24 protein-coding genes and 1 pseudogene are annotated in these 16883 nt (G+C 62.8%); 23 read left to right on the forward strand and 2 right to left on the reverse strand.

Features of this window, described 5'->3' with window-relative positions; genetic code table 11:
* The first annotated feature begins 92 nt into the window (after nucleotides 1–92).
* Together fusA and tuf are read left to right on the forward strand one after the other, a co-directional pair.
* Nucleotides 93–2207 (forward strand): elongation factor G, encoded by a 2115-nt coding sequence (gene fusA / locus L979_RS09425; protein ID WP_047691961.1) that lies wholly within the window; start codon nucleotides 93–95, stop codon nucleotides 2205–2207.
* A 225-nt stretch (nucleotides 2208–2432) separates the two neighbouring features.
* Nucleotides 2433–3623, forward strand: a complete 1191-nt coding sequence (gene tuf, locus L979_RS09430; protein ID WP_047691962.1) for an elongation factor Tu — start codon at nucleotides 2433–2435, stop codon at nucleotides 3621–3623.
* A 131-nt stretch (nucleotides 3624–3754) separates the two neighbouring features.
* Here the strand turns inward: tuf and L979_RS09435 are convergent, their stop codons facing one another.
* Nucleotides 3755–4021: a hypothetical protein gene (locus tag L979_RS09435; protein ID WP_047691963.1), complete on the reverse strand. Its 267-nt coding sequence runs from the start codon at nucleotides 4019–4021 to the stop codon at nucleotides 3755–3757.
* A 12-nt stretch (nucleotides 4022–4033) separates the two neighbouring features.
* Entirely contained in the window at nucleotides 4034–4834 is an 801-nt protein-coding gene (locus L979_RS15905) for a hypothetical protein (protein WP_156125529.1), read from the reverse strand.
* Nucleotides 4835–5340: 506 nt separating this feature from the next.
* Between L979_RS15905 and rpsJ the strand changes: the two genes are divergently transcribed.
* From rpsJ to secY, 21 genes and pseudogenes are all read left to right on the forward strand, one after another.
* Nucleotides 5341–5649 carry a 30S ribosomal protein S10 gene (gene rpsJ, locus L979_RS09440; protein WP_013349689.1) on the forward strand — a complete coding sequence of 103 codons (309 nt, stop codon included), beginning with the start codon at nucleotides 5341–5343 and terminating at the stop codon, nucleotides 5647–5649.
* Nucleotides 5650–5666: 17 nt separating this feature from the next.
* Nucleotides 5667–6323: a 50S ribosomal protein L3 gene (gene rplC / locus L979_RS09445; protein WP_047691964.1), complete on the forward strand. Its 657-nt coding sequence runs from the start codon at nucleotides 5667–5669 to the stop codon at nucleotides 6321–6323.
* Between the two features lie 6 nt (nucleotides 6324–6329).
* Nucleotides 6330–6956, forward strand: a complete 627-nt coding sequence (rplD, locus tag L979_RS09450; RefSeq protein WP_047691965.1) for a 50S ribosomal protein L4 — start codon at nucleotides 6330–6332, stop codon at nucleotides 6954–6956.
* Nucleotides 6953–7252, forward strand: a complete 300-nt coding sequence (gene rplW, locus L979_RS09455; RefSeq protein WP_047691966.1) for a 50S ribosomal protein L23 — start codon at nucleotides 6953–6955, stop codon at nucleotides 7250–7252. The genes rplD and rplW overlap by 4 nt, the downstream gene beginning before the upstream one ends.
* Before the next feature lie 36 nt (nucleotides 7253–7288).
* Nucleotides 7289–8128, forward strand: a complete 840-nt coding sequence (rplB, locus tag L979_RS09460; RefSeq protein WP_047691967.1) for a 50S ribosomal protein L2 — start codon at nucleotides 7289–7291, stop codon at nucleotides 8126–8128.
* 13 nt (nucleotides 8129–8141) lie between these two features.
* A complete protein-coding gene (rpsS, locus tag L979_RS09465) occupies nucleotides 8142–8423 on the forward strand; it encodes a 30S ribosomal protein S19 (RefSeq protein ID WP_047691968.1) in 282 nt (93 codons plus the stop codon).
* Nucleotides 8424–8478: 55 nt separating this feature from the next.
* Nucleotides 8479–8844 carry a 50S ribosomal protein L22 gene (rplV, locus tag L979_RS09470; RefSeq protein WP_047691969.1) on the forward strand — a complete coding sequence of 122 codons (366 nt, stop codon included), beginning with the start codon at nucleotides 8479–8481 and terminating at the stop codon, nucleotides 8842–8844.
* Nucleotides 8845–9681, forward strand: coding sequence for a 30S ribosomal protein S3 (rpsC, locus tag L979_RS09475; protein ID WP_047691970.1), 837 nt, complete (start codon nucleotides 8845–8847; stop codon nucleotides 9679–9681).
* The gene (gene rplP / locus L979_RS09480; protein ID WP_047691971.1) at nucleotides 9681–10097 is read left to right on the forward strand and encodes a 50S ribosomal protein L16; all 417 of its coding nucleotides are present in this window, start codon (nucleotides 9681–9683) and stop codon (nucleotides 10095–10097) included. The genes rpsC and rplP overlap by 1 nt, the downstream gene beginning before the upstream one ends.
* A gap of 3 nt (nucleotides 10098–10100) precedes the next feature.
* Nucleotides 10101–10337, forward strand: a pseudogene (gene rpmC / locus L979_RS09485) (50S ribosomal protein L29); the annotation flags it as partial.
* A gap of 11 nt (nucleotides 10338–10348) precedes the next feature.
* Nucleotides 10349–10627 (forward strand): 30S ribosomal protein S17, encoded by a 279-nt coding sequence (rpsQ, locus tag L979_RS09490; protein ID WP_047691973.1) that lies wholly within the window; start codon nucleotides 10349–10351, stop codon nucleotides 10625–10627.
* Between the two features lie 441 nt (nucleotides 10628–11068).
* Entirely contained in the window at nucleotides 11069–11437 is a 369-nt protein-coding gene (gene rplN / locus L979_RS09495) for a 50S ribosomal protein L14 (protein WP_047691974.1), read from the forward strand.
* Nucleotides 11437–11781 (forward strand): 50S ribosomal protein L24, encoded by a 345-nt coding sequence (rplX, locus tag L979_RS09500; RefSeq protein ID WP_047691975.1) that lies wholly within the window; start codon nucleotides 11437–11439, stop codon nucleotides 11779–11781. The genes rplN and rplX overlap by 1 nt, the downstream gene beginning before the upstream one ends.
* Nucleotides 11781–12338 carry a 50S ribosomal protein L5 gene (gene rplE / locus L979_RS09505; RefSeq protein ID WP_047691976.1) on the forward strand — a complete coding sequence of 186 codons (558 nt, stop codon included), beginning with the start codon at nucleotides 11781–11783 and terminating at the stop codon, nucleotides 12336–12338. The genes rplX and rplE overlap by 1 nt, the downstream gene beginning before the upstream one ends.
* A gap of 77 nt (nucleotides 12339–12415) precedes the next feature.
* Complete coding sequence (gene rpsH, locus L979_RS09510) at nucleotides 12416–12814, forward strand: 30S ribosomal protein S8 (RefSeq protein ID WP_047691977.1); 399 nt, start codon at nucleotides 12416–12418, stop codon at nucleotides 12812–12814.
* Between the two features lie 30 nt (nucleotides 12815–12844).
* Entirely contained in the window at nucleotides 12845–13381 is a 537-nt protein-coding gene (gene rplF, locus L979_RS09515) for a 50S ribosomal protein L6 (protein WP_047691978.1), read from the forward strand.
* A 2-nt stretch (nucleotides 13382–13383) separates the two neighbouring features.
* Nucleotides 13384–13755: a 50S ribosomal protein L18 gene (gene rplR, locus L979_RS09520; RefSeq protein WP_047691995.1), complete on the forward strand. Its 372-nt coding sequence runs from the start codon at nucleotides 13384–13386 to the stop codon at nucleotides 13753–13755.
* Nucleotides 13752–14456 carry a 30S ribosomal protein S5 gene (gene rpsE / locus L979_RS09525; protein ID WP_052209740.1) on the forward strand — a complete coding sequence of 235 codons (705 nt, stop codon included), beginning with the start codon at nucleotides 13752–13754 and terminating at the stop codon, nucleotides 14454–14456. Before rplR ends, rpsE begins: the two co-directional genes overlap by 4 nt.
* Nucleotide 14457: 1 nt before the next feature.
* Nucleotides 14458–14664, forward strand: a complete 207-nt coding sequence (gene rpmD / locus L979_RS09530; protein WP_047691979.1) for a 50S ribosomal protein L30 — start codon at nucleotides 14458–14460, stop codon at nucleotides 14662–14664.
* Nucleotides 14665–14666: 2 nt separating this feature from the next.
* Nucleotides 14667–15152 (forward strand): 50S ribosomal protein L15, encoded by a 486-nt coding sequence (rplO, locus tag L979_RS09535; RefSeq protein WP_052209741.1) that lies wholly within the window; start codon nucleotides 14667–14669, stop codon nucleotides 15150–15152.
* Nucleotides 15153–15524: 372 nt separating this feature from the next.
* Nucleotides 15525–16835 carry a preprotein translocase subunit SecY gene (secY, locus tag L979_RS09540; protein WP_047691980.1) on the forward strand — a complete coding sequence of 437 codons (1311 nt, stop codon included), beginning with the start codon at nucleotides 15525–15527 and terminating at the stop codon, nucleotides 16833–16835.
* Nucleotides 16836–16883: the final 48 nt, after the last annotated feature.

The raw sequence follows: 16883 nt of genomic DNA on the forward strand, positions 1-16883 counted from the left end.
GGTACCATCGGCCCGGTCTGCCGTCCACACAGTGACCGCTGCAAAGCGGCACGGACGGCAGACCACCGGCCACACCTCAGAAGGGATTCACCGTGGCACTTGACGTGCTTACCGACCTCAAAAAGGTCCGCAACATCGGCATCATGGCTCACATCGATGCCGGCAAGACGACCACCACCGAACGCATCCTGTTCTACACCGGCATCAACCACAAGATCGGCGAGACCCACGACGGCGCCTCGACGATGGACTGGATGGAGCAGGAGCAGGAGCGCGGCATCACCATCACGTCCGCGGCGACCTCTTGCTACTGGCACGACAACCAGATCAACATCATCGACACCCCCGGCCACGTGGACTTCACCGTTGAGGTGGAGCGCTCGCTGCGCGTGCTCGATGGTGCGGTAGCCGTGTTCGACGGCAAGGAAGGTGTTGAGCCGCAGTCGGAGACCGTGTGGCGTCAGGCTGACAAGTACGACGTCCCCCGTATCTGCTTTGTCAACAAGATGGACAAGCTCGGTGCGGACTTCTACTTCACCGTTGACACCATCATCTCCCGCCTGGGCGCCAAGCCCCTGGTTCTGCAGCTGCCGATCGGCGCCGAGTCCGACTTCGTCGGCGTGGTTGATCTGCTGACCATGAAGGCATTCGTCTGGGAGGGCGACTCCAAGGGCGACGTCACCATGGGCGCCAAGTACGAGATCCAGGAGATCCCCGCCGATCTTCAGGACCGTGCCGAGGAGTACCGCAACAAGCTGGTCGAGGACGTCGCCGAAGCCGACGACGACCTGATGGAGAAGTACCTGGGCGGTGAGGAGCTGACCGTGGAGGAGATCAAGGCCGGCATCCGCAAGCTGACCATCAACTCCCAGGCTTACCCCGTGCTGTGCGGCTCCGCGTTCAAGAACCGCGGTGTGCAGCCCATGCTCGACTCCGTGATCGACTACCTGCCCTCCCCTCTGGACGTCCCGGACGTTCAGGGTCACGCCGTGAACGATGAAGAGGAAGTCATGACTCGCACCGCGAGCTCGACCTCCCCCTTCTCCGCTCTGGCGTTCAAGGTGGCAACCCACCCGTTCTACGGCACCCTGACCTACACCCGTGTTTACTCGGGCAAGGCCAAGGCCGGCGAGCAGGTGCTGAACTCCACCAAGGGCAAGAAGGAGCGCATCGGCAAGCTGTTCCAGATGCACTCCAACAAGGAGAACCCGGTTGAGGAGATCCAGGCCGGCCACATCTACGCGGCCATCGGTTTGAAGGACACCACCACCGGTGACACCCTGTGCGATCCCGCCAACCCGATCGTGCTCGAGTCCATGTCCTTCCCGGCACCCGTGATCTTCGTGGCCATCGAGCCCAAGACCAAGGGCGACCAGGAGAAGCTGTCCACCGCCATCCAGAAGCTCTCGGCGGAGGATCCCACCTTCACCGTTTCACTCAACGATGAAACCGGGCAGACCGAGATCGGCGGCATGGGCGAGCTCCACCTGGACATCCTGGTGGACCGCATGAAGCGCGAGTTCAAGGTCGAGGCGAACGTGGGCAAGCCCCAGGTGGCCTACCGCGAAACCATCAAGAAGGCCGTGGAGAAGGTCGACTACACCCACAAGAAGCAGACCGGTGGTTCCGGTCAGTTCGCAAAGGTGCAGGTCTCCTTCGAGCCGATCGCTCTGGATGCCGAGGAACTCTACGAGTTCAGCAACGCCATCACCGGTGGCCGCGTGCCCCGCGAGTACATCCCGTCCGTGGATGCCGGTATCCAGGACGCCATGCAGTTGGGCGTGCTGGCCGGTTACCCGGTCGTGGGCGTCAAGGCCACGCTGATCGACGGCGCCTACCACGACGTCGACTCCTCCGAGATGGCGTTCAAGATCGCCGGCTCCATGGTGTTCAAGGAAGGCGCCAAGCGCGCCAACCCGGTGCTGCTGGAACCGCTCATGGCCGTTGAGGTCCGTACTCCGGAGGAGTACATGGGCGATGTGATCGGTGACCTGAACTCCCGCCGTGGACAGATCCAGTCCATGGAGGACGTCACCGGCGTCAAGCTGGTCAAGGCCAACGTGCCCCTGTCCGAGATGTTCGGCTACATCGGAGATCTGCGCTCCAAGACCCAGGGTCGCGCGGTCTACTCGATGCAGTTCGACTCCTACTCAGAGGTCCCGAAGGCTGTGGCCGACGAGATCATCCAGAAGAACCGCGGCGAATGAGCCGTCAGCGGTTGCCTGAGCTGGTCTTGGGCAACCGCCGCCCGGGTCACCACCCGGCTTCCTGAGACTGTGTCCCGCTGCTTGTGGGCAGCGGGACACAATCTCCAATTTCGTTACGTACCACCACATGACTACACTTGCAGAGGTTTCTGTTCGCTTCAGCGCCTCTTCTGCCTGCGCGAGCGGGCAAGCAAGGTTTCCACTCACGTTCTAGGAGGAACAACCATGGCGAAGGCCAAGTTCGAGCGCACCAAGCCGCACGTCAACATCGGCACCATCGGCCACGTCGACCACGGCAAGACCACGCTCACGGCCGCCATCTCGAAGGTCCTGGCTGACAAGTACCCGGACTACAACGAGCAGCGCGACTTCGGCATGATCGACTCCGCTCCTGAGGAGCGCCAGCGCGGTATCACCATCAACATCGCGCACATCGAGTACCAGACCGAGAAGCGTCACTACGCACACGTGGACGCCCCCGGTCACGCCGACTACGTCAAGAACATGATCACCGGTGCCGCCCAGATGGACGGCGCAATCCTGGTGGTTGCCGCAACCGACGGCCCCATGGCTCAGACCCGCGAGCACGTTCTGCTCGCCCGTCAGGTGGGCGTGCCCACCTTGATGGTTGCTCTGAACAAGTCCGACATGGTCGACGACGAGGAGCTGCTCGACCTGGTCGAGATGGAGGTCCGCGAGCTGCTGTCCGACCAGGGCTTCGACGGCGATGAGGCTCCGGTCATCCGCGTCTCCGCTCTGAAGGCTCTGGAAGGCGACGCCGACTGGGTCAAGTCCGTTGAGGACCTGATGGAAGCTGTTGACGAGTACATCCCGGACCCCGTCCGCGAGACCGACAAGCCCTTCCTGATGCCCATCGAGGACGTCTTCACCATCACCGGTCGTGGCACCGTGGTGACCGGCCGTGCCGAGCGTGGCACCCTGCCGATCAACTCCGAGGTCGAGATCGTGGGCATCCGCCCCGTTCAGAAGACCACCGTGACCGGTATCGAGATGTTCCACAAGCAGATGGACGAAGCTCTGGCCGGTGAGAACTGTGGTCTGCTGCTGCGTGGCCTCAAGCGCGACGATGTCGAGCGCGGCCAGGTTGTCTGCAAGCCGGGTTCCATCACCCCGCACACCGACTTCGAGGCGAACGTCTACATCCTCTCCAAGGACGAGGGCGGCCGTCACAACCCGTTCTACTCGAACTACCGTCCGCAGTTCTACTTCCGAACCACCGACGTCACCGGCGTCATCACCCTGCCCGAGGGCACCGAGATGGTCATGCCCGGTGACAACACCGAGATGACCGTTGAGCTGATCCAGCCCATCGCCATGGAAGAGGGCCTCGGCTTCGCCATCCGTGAGGGTGGCCGCACCGTGGGCTCCGGCAAGGTCACCAAGATCAACAAGTGATCACTCACTGATTGATCTGGACCGCAGGTTCGAAAGGGCCTGACCCGGGACAGAACTGAGGGCCCCGCACCGAACAGATCGGTACGGGGCCCTCAAAGTATCCACCATCAAGAGTGAATGTGCGGGGCAGGTCAGGTTTCGGCGCTTGTGTTCCGGTTACGCCGCCAGTCTTTCCAGTCCAGCAGCTGTGGTACGCCAACTCCGAACATCACTCCGAGCATGGTGGTCATGTACTGGGCATGGTTGTTGTTGTTAATACCTGGACCAAGCACACCAAGGTAGGCCAACCACCAGATCACCAACGGAATTGCCAAGATGAGCATGGCTTTGAGCCCTGTGAAAGGCCGGGCAATCAGGCTAATTACTGCTCCGCCCATGAACCCAATCAGCATCCACATGTTGCACTCCATTCAGCAGCGAGGGTACGAGGGCCACCATGTCCATGCGGCTGGAGGAAGACCCGCGACGTTGATCCGCAAACAGCGTCCACCAGCAAGACGTGCTGTTCCGTAACCTCCCAGAGCACCGCAAGCCAACTGTAGGGCTTTAAGGGCTGGATGTGTGGCTCTTGCCAGGACTGCGAAACAGCCATTGACGCTGCCGACCACTGATGGGCTTTCACTTTTGTTGAAGTTCACCTGGTAGTAGCCTGGATAGAGCCTCACGGTAGGGTCTGCTACGACGGGATAGGAAGTGGAGTCGTCCGTGGCCAGATCTTGTACGAGCGTCGTTCCCTCAATCGTGTAGGCAGTGTCTAACGAGTTGCCTGCCGCATCGACTGCCCAGGGTTCTTCAATGCCGCCCAGCAAGTTGCCGTCGTGGTCAGTGATGGACACTCGTCCGTCACCCGTAGGAACCAGGACGATGTCGGCACCAAAGTCCCAGGACGCCGCTGTCTGGCGATCGTCGCTCAACACTGCCGCCAATCGAGTGCTATCGACGCTCAATTGGTCGGATGTGTACACCGATCCGCTGGATGCTGGGTCGTTTGCGCCAACAGTCACGTCGAGAGCAACTGAGGTGCCCGAAATTTGTGCAGATTCACCGGGTTCATGAACTGCGGTCTCGTCGGCATGGATGTCGTCTGTCAAACCTAGATTGGCTTCTGCTTGCGCTACGAGCTCCTCGGGAGGGGGGGCTCGGAACCGTAGGCGGGTGTCAGCGATGCTGCCATCAATGCACAGACGGTGGTCGCGGCGATTGGTTGCCATGTCTTGAGTCGCATGCTTTCTCCTGTGATGCCCGTCACTAGGACGGATGCCCTCAGAGTAGAACTTGACAACGTATTAATACTAGTCAGCGCTGATCACGATCGCGTAACGTTGGGGTGTGCCGCCGGAAGGTGTGGCGGGGGAGACCTCTGCCACAGGGACACACCAGGGGTTGCGGGCGTGTGTGCCCGCGTGGCAGGATAGACGCTGTTGTTCGCAAGCCGTGGCATGTCCACGTGCGGTGATTCCGGTTGAATCGGAAGGCAAACCCACGTGAGCGTCGCGGACGAACCCAAGAACAGCCAACCCGTCTCGAGAACATGGCTTCGGCATGTGCAAAGCACATAGACGACACGCCCGAGTTCGGGGACCGGTGCTTCGGTGGGGCGAGGAACCCGGCACAGCCGGATTCGGTCCACGCGAAGGGGCACTGAAAAATGTGCCGAACACAAGGAGCTTCGAGCTCCGTCACAGGGAAGTACTTGAAGAAAGAGAGTCACGACGCCATGGCGGGACAGAAAATCCGCATCCGGCTGAAGTCCTATGACCACGAGGTCATTGACGTCTCGGCCCGCAAGATCGTCGAGACGGTGACCCGTGCCGGCGCGACCGTAGTTGGCCCCGTGCCGCTGCCGACCGAGAAGAACGTGTACTGCGTCATCCGCTCGCCGCACAAGTACAAGGACAGCCGTGAGCACTTCGAGATGCGCACTCACAAGCGGCTGATCGACATCGTCGACCCCACCCCGAAGGCCGTTGACTCGCTCATGCGTCTCGACCTTCCGGCCGACGTCAACATCGAAATCAAGCTCTGATAAGGACCGCAGACGTAATGACTACGACTTACGAACGCCAGATGAAGGGCATCCTGGGCAAGAAGCTCGGCATGACCCAGATCTGGGACGAGGACGGAAAGCTCGTCCCGGTCACCGTCGTGCAGGCCGACACCAACGTTGTGACTCAGCTGCGCACTGCCGAGACCGATGGCTACTCCGCCATTCAGATCGGCTACGGCCAGATCGATCCCCGCAAGGTGACCAAGCCCCTGGCCGGCCACTTCGAGAAGGCTGGAGTTGCTCCCCGCCGTCACGTCGTTGAGGTTCGCACCTCCGATGCCGGCGAGTACCAGCTCGGCCAGGAACTTTCCGTTGAGCTCTTCGAGGCCGGCCAGTTGGTCGACGTCGTGGGCACGACCAAGGGCAAGGGCACCGCTGGCGTCATGAAGCGCCACGGCTTTGCCGGTGTGGGCGCCTCCCACGGTCAGCACAAGAACCACCGCAAGCCGGGTTCGATCGGCAACGCGTCCTTCGCCGCCCGCGTGTTCAAGGGAATGCGCATGGCAGGCCGTATGGGCCACGACCGTCACACGACCATGAACCTCAAGGTCGTCGGCGTCGATGCCGAGAACTCCCTGCTTCTCATCAAGGGTGCCGTGCCCGGCCCCAAGGGTTCGGTCGTCCTCGTCCGCACCGCAGTGAAGGGAGCCTGATAAGTCATGGCAACTGAAACCATCAACGTGGAACTGCCCGCCGAGATCTTCGACGCTCGCACCTCGGTGCCGCTGATGCACCAGGTCGTCGTCGCTCAGCTGGCCGCTGCCCGCCAGGGCACCCACAAGACCAAACGCCGCGGTGAAGTTTCCGGTGCAGGTCGCAAGCCGTTCAAGCAGAAGGGCACCGGCCGCGCCCGTCAGGGTTCGATCCGCGCCCCGCACATGACCGGTGGCGGCATCGTGCACGGTCCCGTGCCCCGCGACTACTCGCAGCGCACCCCCAAGAAGATGAAGGCAGCTGCCCTGCGCGGCGCCCTCTCCGACCGTGCTCGTCACGATCGCATCCACGTCGTGGCTTCCCTGATCGACGGGGACACCCCCTCGACCAAGGCCGCCAAGGCTGCACTGGCCGGTCTGACCGAGCGCAAGAACGTGCTCGTCGTGATCGACCGTCAGGACGACGTCGCCGCTCTGTCGGTGCGCAACCTGGGCAACGTGCACACCCTGTACGCCAACCAGCTCAACACCTACGACGTGCTGGTCAACGACGACGTGGTCTTCACCAAGGCCGCCTACGACGCCTTCGTCGAGGCAGCTCAGACCGGCAAGAAGCAGGAGGACGCCAAGTGAGCGTGACCTACAAGGACCCGCGCGACGTCATCATCGCTCCCGTGGTTTCCGAGAAGGCCTACGGCCTGATCGACCAGGGGCAGTACACCTTCTTCGTCGCCACCGATGCCAACAAGATTGAGATCAAGCAGGCTGTTGAGGCCATCTTCGATGTCAAGGTTGCATCCGTGAACACCGCCAACCGTGACGGCAAGCGCAAGCGCACCCGCTTCGGCTGGGGCCAGCGCAACCGCACCAAGCGCGCCATCGTGACCCTCTCCGAGGGCACCATCGACATCTTCGGAGGCCAGGGCTGAACGCCCTAAGGCCACACCTATCGAGGAACTTCAAACATGGCTATTCGTAAGCACAAGCCGACGACGCCGGGCCGCCGTGGCTCGTCCGTCTCGGACTTCTCAGAGATCACCCGGTCCACCCCGGAGAAGTCTTTGGTGCGCCCCCTGCCCAAGAAGGGCGGACGCAACAACCTGGGCCGCATCACCACCCGTCACAAGGGCGGTGGACACAAGCGCCAGTACCGCGTGATCGACTTCCGTCGTCACGACAAGGACGGTGTGAACGCCAAGGTCGCTCACATCGAGTACGACCCCAACCGCACCGCACGCATCGCACTGCTGCACTACGTGGACGGCACCAAGCGCTACATCGTGGCGCCCAACCGTCTCAAGCAGGGCGACGTCGTGGAGACCGGCCCCTCGGCTGACATCAAGCCCGGCAACAACCTGCCGCTGCGCAACATCCCGGTGGGTACCGTGATCCACGCCGTGGAGCTGCGTCCCGGTGGCGGTGCCAAGCTGGCCCGCTCCGCCGGCGCCTCCGTGCAGCTGGTGGCCAAGGAAGGCCGCTACGGTCAGCTCCGTCTGCCCTCCGGTGAAATCCGCAATGTCGACGTCCGCTGCCGCGCGACCGTCGGTGAGGTCGGCAACGCCGAGCAGGCCAACATCAACTGGGGCAAGGCCGGCCGTAACCGCTGGAAGGGCATCCGCCCGACCGTCCGCGGTGTGGTCATGAACCCCGTGGACCACCCGCACGGTGGTGGTGAAGGTAAGACCTCCGGTGGTCGTCACCCGGTCAACCCGAACGGTAAGCCCGAGGGCCGTACACGTCGCCCCAACAAGGAAAGCGACAAGCTCATCGTCCGCCGTCGCCGTACCGGCAAGAACAAGCGCTAAGGGAGCCTGAACCATGCCACGCAGCCTGAAAAAGGGTCCTTTCGTCGACCAGCACCTTTTTGTGAAGGTGGCCAAGGAGAACGAGAAGGGCACCAAGAACGTCATCAAGACGTGGTCGCGACGCTCGATGATCATCCCCGACATGCTCGGGCACACGATCGCCGTGCACGACGGCCGTAAGCACATCCCGGTGTTCATCACCGAGTCCATGGTTGGTCACAAGCTCGGCGAGTTCGCTCCCACGCGTACTTTCCGTGGCCATGTGAAGGACGACAAGAAGGGCAAGCGCCGCTGATCCTTCGGATCCAGCAGCGTTTAGCACTTCGTCAAGAGACGAGAAGAGGAAAGCAATGGAAGCCAAGGCATCCGCGCGATATGTCCGCGTGACGCCGATGAAGGCCCGGCGCGTCGTCAACCTGATCCGTGGCCAGCAGGCACACGAGGCACTGGCCATCCTGAAGTTCGCCCCCCAGGGTGCTTCGGAGCCGGTGTTCAAGGTTCTGTCGTCCGCAGTGGCCAACGCCCGTCAGGCGGCTGACCGCCAGGGTCTGCCGTTCCGCGAGGAGGACCTGTTCGTGTCCGAGGCATTCGTGGACGAGGGACCCACCATGAAGCGGTTCCGTCCGCGTGCCCAGGGCCGCGCCTACCGGATCAACAAGCGCACGAGCCACATCACCCTGGTCGTGGCCACCCCGGAGAACGAGGAGGTCCGCTAAGTGGGACAGAAAATCAACCCCAACGGTTTCCGCCTTGGAATCACCACGGACCACGTTTCGCACTGGTTCGCTGATTCCAACAAGGAAGGCCAGCAGTACAAGGACTACGTCCGCGAGGACGTTCAGATCCGCAAGCTCATGGACACCGGCATGGAGCGCGCCGGCATCTCGAAGGTTGAGATCGAGCGCACCCGTGACCGCGTGCGGGTGGACATCCACACCGCTCGTCCGGGCATCGTGATCGGCCGCCGTGGCGCTGAAGCAGACCGCATCCGCGGCGAGCTCGAGAAGCTCACCGGCAAGCAGATCCAGCTGAACATCCTCGAGGTCAAGAACCCCGAGGCCGACGCCCAGCTGGTTGCCCAGGGTGTTGCCGAGCAGTTGGCCTCCCGTGTGGCCTTCCGCCGTGCCATGAAGAAGGCCATCCAGTCCGCACAGCGTGCCGGCGCCAAGGGTATTCGTATCCAGTGCGCAGGCCGTCTGGGTGGCGCTGAGATGTCCCGCTCCGAGTTCTACCGCGAAGGCCGTGTGCCCCTGCACACGCTGCGCGCGAACATCGACTACGGCTTCTTCGAGGCCAAGACCACCTTCGGCCGCATCGGTGTGAAGGTCTGGATCTACAAGGGCGATCTGACGGACAAGGAACTGGCAGCTCAGGAAGCTGCTGCTCCTTCCCGCGGCCGTGGCGGCAATGACCGTCGTGGCGGTGGCGAGCGTCGTCGTCGCAACGACCGTAATGACCGTGGGGGCCGCCGCGGGGAGCGCAACGAGCGTCCCGGCGAGGCTCCTGCCGCTGAGGCCCAGGCCTCAGCGTCCAACGCAGAGGGTGGTAACTGATGCTCATCCCCCGTCGTGTGAAGTACCGCAAGCAGCACCACCCCAAGCGGAGTGGTATGGCCAAGGGCGGCACCGAGGTGACCTTCGGTGAATGGGGAATCCAGGCACTGACTCCGGCATATGTGACCAACCGGCAGATCGAGGCAGCTCGTATCGCCATGACCCGCTACATCAAGCGTGGCGGCAAGGTTTGGATCAACATCTACCCGGACCGTCCCTTGACCAAGCGCCCCGCCGAAACCCGTATGGGTTCCGGTAAGGGCTCTCCCGAGTGGTGGGTTGCCAACGTCAAGCCCGGCCGCGTGATGTTCGAACTCGGCGGCGTGTCCGAAGAGGTCGCTCGCGAGGCCCTGCGTCTGGCCATCCACAAGCTCCCGATGAAGGCACGCATTGTGCGTCGCGAAGGCGGTGAATGATCAATGGCTTTTGGATCCAAGCATCTGAGCATTGACAAGCTCGACGAGCTCGAAAACGACGCTTTGTACACCGAGCTGAAGAAGGCCAAGGAAGAGCTGTTCAACCTGCGCTTCCAGTCGGCCACCGGGCAGCTCGAGTCGAACGGCCGCCTGAAGGCCGTCAAGCGTGACATCGCCCGCATCTACACGGTTCTGCGCGAGCGTGAGCTCGGCATCCGTGCCACGAACACCACTGATGAGGATGATGCCAAGTGACCGAGCAGGCACAGAAGACCGAAGAGCGCGGCTACCGCAAGACCCGCCGTGGCTACGTCACCTCGGACAAGATGGACAAGACCGTGGTCGTCCAGCTGCAGGACAACGTCAAGCACGCCCTGTACGGCAAGGTCATGCGTCGCTCCAAGAAGGTCAAGGCTCACGACGAGGAGAACTCGTGCGGCATTGGCGACTTGGTGCTGATTTCCGAAACCCGCCCGCTGTCAGCTGACAAGCACTGGCGCGTTGTGGAGATCATCGAAAAGGCCAAGTGAGCCTTTCCTGATCGATCGAGATGCCGTGGTCACCCGCAAGGGTGGCCACGGCATCTTGCTCTGCGGCCAGGTTCCCCGCCCTCAGCGCGGGGGAGCCTGGCCGTTGTGCTGCTCACACCGCCCGTCCTGGTATGGGCGACGCCGCCGCTCGCGTGGTACCGTTGGCGTCTTGTGTGGGCATCACTATGCCCTCACCCCTCTGCTCTTTCGTGCCAGCGCATAATGCCCGCAGCTTGACCATGCGCCCTGACGGGCAGCAATGAATCCACTGCGAGTTCAGATGCTTCTGGCACGAATAGGCCGAGCCCCTGCCGCAGCGTGCGCTTGATGCGCGCGGATCTGGTGGAGGGGAATCTATCCGACTAGCTGTTCCGCTAGGCCCGCCCCTGAAGCTTTTGAATCGAAGGGTGCTGGAACCGGCGTGACGACAGGAGACAACAAGTGATTCAGCAGGAGTCGCGGCTGACCGTCGCCGACAACTCGGGTGCGAAGGAAATCCTGACCATCCGTGTTCTCGGTGGTTCAGGTCGCCGCTACGCAGGCATCGGTGACACCATCGTGGCCACCGTCAAGGATGCCACCCCCGGCGGAAACGTGAAGAAGGGCGACGTCGTCAAGGCCGTCGTCGTTCGCACCAGGAAGCAGCGTCGCCGCCCGGATGGTTCCTACATCCGTTTCGACGAGAACGCCGCAGTGATCCTCAAGACCGACGGTGACCCCCGCGGTACCCGCATCTTCGGCCCCGTGGGCCGCGAGCTGCGCGACAAGAAGTTCATGAAGATCATCTCTCTGGCACCGGAGGTGCTCTGATGCCCAAGTTCAAGATCAAGACCGGTGACCTGGTTCAGGTCATCTCCGGCAAGAAGGACAACAAGGGCAAGCAGGGCAAGGTCCTGCGTGTCATCCCCGAGACCGAGCGTGTGGTCGTCGAGGGCGTCAACGTCGTGACCCGCCACAAGCGCGCCACGATGCAGGGTCAAGCCGGCGGCATCGAAAAGGTCGAGGCCCCGATCCACATCTCGAACGTGGCCCTGGTTGACCCCGAGACCAAGAAGCCGACCAAGGTCGGCTACCGCACCGAGACTGTCGAGCGCAACGGTCGCACCAAGACCATCCGCGTTCGCGTCTCCAAGAGCACGGGTAAGGATCTGTGATGACCGAAACCAACGCCCCCAGCTTCAAGACCAAGTTCCAGGACGTCGTGGTTCCCGCACTGCAGGAGCAGTTCAACTACGGCAACGTCATGGAAACTCCCCGGATCGTCAAGGTTGTCGTCAACATGGGTGTGGGCGATGCAGCCAAGGACTCCAAGCTCGTTGACGGCGCTGTTCGCGACCTGACCGCCATCACCGGTCAGAAGCCCGTGATCAACCGCGCCAAGAAGTCCATCGCGCAGTTCAAGCTGCGTGAAGGAATGCCGATCGGCTGCCACACCACGCTGCGTGGCGACCGCATGTGGGAATTCCTGGACCGCCTGGTGAGCCTGGCTCTGCCCCGTATCCGCGACTTCCGTGGTCTCTCCGACCGCCAGTTCGACGGCAACGGCAACTACACCTTCGGTCTGACCGAGCAGTCCATGTTCCACGAAATCGATCAGGACAAGATCGATCGCGTGCGCGGTATGGACATCACCGTGGTGACCACGGCCAAGACCGACGACGAGGGCCGTGCGCTGTTGAAGGCGCTCGGTTTCCCCTTCAAGACCAACTGACGACTACGTCTCAGGTCCTCAACTCCCGGTGGTGAACCGGGCGGAGGAAACCAAGACGAGGAAGGGCACGAGCCCACATGACCATGACAGATCCTGTCGCAGACATGCTGACCCGTCTGCGCAACGCAAACTCTGCCTACCACGAGACCGTGAGCATGCCGTACTCCAAGCTCAAGGCACGTGTTGCAGAGATTCTGAAGGCCGAAGGCTACATCGCCGACTGGTCCGAGGAGCCCGCCAAGGTCGGCAAGACCCTGGTGCTGACCCTGAAGTTCGGCCCGCAGCGCGAGCGTTCGATCGCCGGCGTGCGCCGTATCTCCAAGCCGGGCTTGCGCGTATATGCAAAGTCCACCAACCTGCCGCGCGTGCTGGGCGGGCTGGGCATCGCCATCCTCTCGACCTCCTCGGGTCTGCTGACTGACAAGCAGGCTTCCAAGAAGGGCGTGGGCGGCGAGGTCCTGGCCTACGTCTGGTGATTCGGTAGCAGAGAAAGGAAGGAAGAGAACATGTCACGTATTGGACGTCTCCCCATCTCTGTGCCCGCCGGCGTCGAGGTGAAGATTGACGGCTCCCAGGTTTCCGTGAAGGGACCCAAGGGCGAGCTGAACCACACCGTGGCCGCCCCGATCGAGCTGTCCCAGGAGGACGGCACGATCACGGTCACCCGTCCCAATGACGAGCGCGAGTCCCGCTCGCTGCACGGCCTGACCCGCACCCTGATCCAGAACATGATCGTGGGCGTGACCGATGGCTACAGCAAGGGCCTGGAAATCGTCGGCACCGGTTACCGCGTGCAGGCCAAGGGCCAGAACCTGGAGTTCGCTCTGGGTTACTCGCACCCGATCACCTTCGACGCTCCTGAGGGCATCGAGTTCGCCGTCGAAGGCGCGAACAAGTTGACCGTCAAGGGCATCGACAAGCAGCAGGTCGGCCACGTGGCCGCCAAGATTCGCGGGCTGCGCGCTCCCGAACCCTACAAGGGCAAGGGCGTCCGCTACGCGGGCGAGCAGATCCGCCGCAAGGCCGGAAAGGCAGGTAAGTGATCATGGCTCTGAACATCAAGGGCAAGTCCAAGGCCGCACAGCGTGCGCGTCGGCACGCCCGCGTTCGCAAGTACATCACCGGCACTGCCGAGCGTCCGCGCCTGGTTGTGACCCGTTCGACCCGTCACATGTTTGTGCAGGTCATCGACGACGCCCGCGGCGTCACCCTGGCTTCCGCTTCCACCATGGAAGAGGAGCTGCGTGGCTCCGAGGCGGACAAGTCCGCAAAGGCAAAGCGCGTCGGCGAATTGGTTGCTGAGCGCGCCAAGGCCGCCGGCATCGAGGCCGTCGTGTTCGACCGCGGTGGCAACAAGTACCACGGTCGTGTGGCTGCCGTCGCCGACGGCGCCCGTGAGGGAGGTCTGGCACTGTGAGCGAGCAGAACACTGAGAACGTGACGGCTGAGGCCGGCGCGGAGAACAACACCGAGCAGCGTGGCGGTCGCTCCGACCGCAACGATCGCGGTGGCCGCAACAACGAGCGCGGCGGCCGTGGTGGCCGTGGCGAGCGCGGTGGCCGTGGTGGCCGTGGTGGCCGCGAGCGTGACGAGGAGAAGGACAAGTTCCTCGAGCGCGTCGTGACCATCAACCGTGTGGCCAAGGTGGTCAAGGGTGGTCGTCGCTTCAGCTTCACCGCCCTGGTTGTTGTCGGCGACGGCGACGGCATGGTCGGCGTCGGCTACGGCAAGGCCAAGGAAGTTCCCGCCGCCATCTCCAAGGGCGTCGAGGAAGCCAAGAAGAACTTCTTCCGCGTTCCCCGCGTGGAGAAGCGCACCATCCCGCACCGTGTGCAGGGTGAGGCCGCTGCCGGCGTGGTCATGCTGCGTCCGGCAACCCCGGGTACCGGTGTTATCGCCGGCGGTCCGGTGCGTGCGGTCCTGGAGTGCGCAGGCATCCACGACGTTCTCTCGAAGTCCCTAGGGTCTTCCAACCAGATCAACATCGTGCACGCGACCATCGAGGCCCTCCGCCAGCTCGAAGAGCCCGCGGCCGTCGCGGCTCGCCGTGGCTTGCCCATGGACGAGGTCGTCCCCGCCCCGCTGCTGCGCGAACTCCAGCAGAAGGCAGGTGCGTGAGATGACGCAGAAGCGAATCCAGGCTGATGGTCGGGAGCTGAAGATCACCCAGATCCGCTCCCAGGTCGGCCAGAAGCAGAACATGCGCGACACCCTGCGTTCGTTGGGCCTCAAGCGGCCCGGCAACGTGGTGGTTCGCAAAGCCGATGAGGCAACCGCGGGCATGATCAACACCGTGGCTCACCTCGTGACGGTTGAGGAGGCCTGAGCATGGCTGAGAACACTGAGAACGTTGCCGTTGACGGCAGCACCAAGGATGCCCTGAAGATCCACCACCTCAAGCCGGCTCCCGGCGCGAAGAAGGCTCGCACCCGTGTGGGCCGTGGTGAGGGCTCCAAGGGCAAGACCGCAGGTCGCGGTACCAAGGGAACCAAGGCTCGTTACCAGGTGAAGCCCGGCTTCGCCGGTGGCCAGCTGCCCTTGCACATGCGCCTGCCCAAGCTGCGCGGTTTCCACAACCCGTTCCGGGTCGAGTACCAGGTGGTCAACCTGGACCGCCTGGGCGAGCTGTTCCCGCAGGGTGGCACCGTGAGCATCGAGGACCTGGTGGCCAAGGGCGCGGTTCGCAAGAACCAGCCGGTCAAGGTCCTGGGTGACGGCGAGATCTCCGTTGCGGTCAACGTGACTGCCAACAAGTTCTCGGCCTCTGCTGCAGAGAAGATCGACGCTGCCGGTGGTTCCACCACCACGGTGTGATCATCCAGGCGTCGTCGGGAATTTCCTGACGTGAGGCAAGGCCCTCACTTCCCACACCGGGGAGTGGGGGCCTTCCTCATACCTCCTCACCCGCCGAGTAGGCCGTTTGATCGCCCCTGACATACTCAGCGGCGATCAAACGGCCTATTCGGCGGAGAGACTGGGGGGAGAACTGTGAGACTTCACTCCGCCCCCAGATGCTGCGATTTGTCACCGTTTCGTTAGACTTGCCGGGGCCAAGACGGCCTCCAGCAACAACAGCACCGACACCCGCTCGGGACGGATCCGCACAGGACGTGCAGGTCACCGGGATGGGGCCGGCGATCTGACCGGCCGGCCCACGGTCGAAAACCAAGACCCAAGGAGAGATCTGTGCTCAGCGCTTTCGGTCGTGCGTTCACGACCCCCGAGCTGCGGAACAAGATTCTGTTCACCATCGGGATCATCATGATCTACCGGCTGGGCACCTTTGTGCCTGCCCCCGGCGTGGATTACGGCAACGTCCAGCAGTGTCTGGCGCTCGGCAACACCTCCGGTGGTGTCTATGACCTGGTGAACTTGTTCAGCGGTGGTGCCCTGCTCCAGGTTTCGATTTTTGCCCTGGGTGTGATGCCGTACATCACGGCAAGCATCATTGTGCAGCTGCTGCGTGTGGTGATTCCGCGGTTCCAAGAACTGCATGAGGAAGGCCCCCAGGGGCAGGCCAAGCTCACCCAGTACACCCGTTACCTGACCATCGGCCTGGCACTGTTGAACGCCACCACGGTGGTTTCCCTGGCCCGCAGCGGCCAGTTGCTGGCCGGCTGCCCCCTCCCGGTGATCCCCAACGACACCATCTTGACCATCCTGGTCATCATCATCACGCTGACCGCCGGCACCACCGTGATCATGTGGCTGGGCGAGCGGATCACGGACAAGGGTGTTGGCAACGGCATGTCCTTGTTGATCTTCACCTCGATTGCGGCCACCTTCCCGTCCGCTCTGGGGCAGATCTTCAACACCCAGGGCTGGGGTCCTTTTGCTCTGGTGCTGCTGGTGGGCCTGGTGGTCATCATCTGTGTGGTGTTCGTGGAACAGTCCCAGCGCCGCGTGCCCGTCCAGTACGCCAAGCGCATGGTGGGCCGCCGCACGATCGGTGGCACCACCACCTACATCCCGTTGAAGGTGAACATGGCGGGCGTCATCCCGATCATCTTTGCCTCTTCCATGCTGATGCTGCCCGGTCTGGTCTCCCAGTTCGCCATGCCCATGGACGGTTCACCGGTGCCGGCCTGGATCAACTGGATCAACACTTACTTGGCTTCCGGTGATCACCCGGTCTACATGGCCACCTACTTCCTGCTGATCGTGTTCTTCACGTACTTCTACGTGTCCATCACGTTCAACCCGGAGGAAGTGGCCGGCAACATGAAGCGCTACGGCGGTTTCATCCCGGGGATCCGTGCAGGCAAGCCCACGGAGTCCTACCTGCGCTACGTCATCAACCGCATCACGCTGCCTGGAGCGCTGTATCTGGGTATCGTGTCGATGATCCCGTTGATCGCCCTGGTGCTGTTCAACGCCAACCAGAACTTCCCGTTCGGTGGTCCGTCCTTGCTGATCATGGTGGGCGTGGGCCTGGACACGGTCAAGCAGATCGATGCGCAGCTTCAGCAGCGCCATTACGAAGGGTTGCTGCGCTGAGCAGCACCGTCTGACCCCGAGTTGTCAGCCAGACCAGCTGACGGCCAC

The sequence above is a fragment of the Kocuria sp. ZOR0020 genome (assembly GCF_000800955.1).
In the GTDB taxonomy this organism is placed as follows: domain Bacteria; phylum Actinomycetota; class Actinomycetes; order Actinomycetales; family Micrococcaceae; genus Kocuria; species Kocuria subflava.

Coding starts and splice junctions, on each gene's coding strand:
- tuf (WP_047691962.1), top strand. CDS start 2,433: ATGGCGAAGGCCAAGTTCGAGCGCACCAAGCCGCACGTCAACATCGGC.
- L979_RS09435 (WP_047691963.1), bottom strand. CDS start 4,021: ATGTGGATGCTGATTGGGTTCATGGGCGGAGCAGTAATTAGCCTGATT.
- L979_RS15905 (WP_156125529.1), bottom strand. CDS start 4,834: ATGGCAACCAATCGCCGCGACCACCGTCTGTGCATTGATGGCAGCATC.
- rpsJ (WP_013349689.1), top strand. CDS start 5,341: ATGGCGGGACAGAAAATCCGCATCCGGCTGAAGTCCTATGACCACGAG.
- rplC (WP_047691964.1), top strand. CDS start 5,667: ATGACTACGACTTACGAACGCCAGATGAAGGGCATCCTGGGCAAGAAG.
- rplD (WP_047691965.1), top strand. CDS start 6,330: ATGGCAACTGAAACCATCAACGTGGAACTGCCCGCCGAGATCTTCGAC.
- rplB (WP_047691967.1), top strand. CDS start 7,289: ATGGCTATTCGTAAGCACAAGCCGACGACGCCGGGCCGCCGTGGCTCG.
- rpsS (WP_047691968.1), top strand. CDS start 8,142: ATGCCACGCAGCCTGAAAAAGGGTCCTTTCGTCGACCAGCACCTTTTT.
- rplV (WP_047691969.1), top strand. CDS start 8,479: ATGGAAGCCAAGGCATCCGCGCGATATGTCCGCGTGACGCCGATGAAG.
- rplP (WP_047691971.1), top strand. CDS start 9,681: ATGCTCATCCCCCGTCGTGTGAAGTACCGCAAGCAGCACCACCCCAAG.
- rplX (WP_047691975.1), top strand. CDS start 11,437: ATGCCCAAGTTCAAGATCAAGACCGGTGACCTGGTTCAGGTCATCTCC.
- rplE (WP_047691976.1), top strand. CDS start 11,781: ATGACCGAAACCAACGCCCCCAGCTTCAAGACCAAGTTCCAGGACGTC.
- rpsH (WP_047691977.1), top strand. CDS start 12,416: ATGACCATGACAGATCCTGTCGCAGACATGCTGACCCGTCTGCGCAAC.
- rplF (WP_047691978.1), top strand. CDS start 12,845: ATGTCACGTATTGGACGTCTCCCCATCTCTGTGCCCGCCGGCGTCGAG.
- rplR (WP_047691995.1), top strand. CDS start 13,384: ATGGCTCTGAACATCAAGGGCAAGTCCAAGGCCGCACAGCGTGCGCGT.
- rpmD (WP_047691979.1), top strand. CDS start 14,458: ATGACGCAGAAGCGAATCCAGGCTGATGGTCGGGAGCTGAAGATCACC.
- rplO (WP_052209741.1), top strand. CDS start 14,667: ATGGCTGAGAACACTGAGAACGTTGCCGTTGACGGCAGCACCAAGGAT.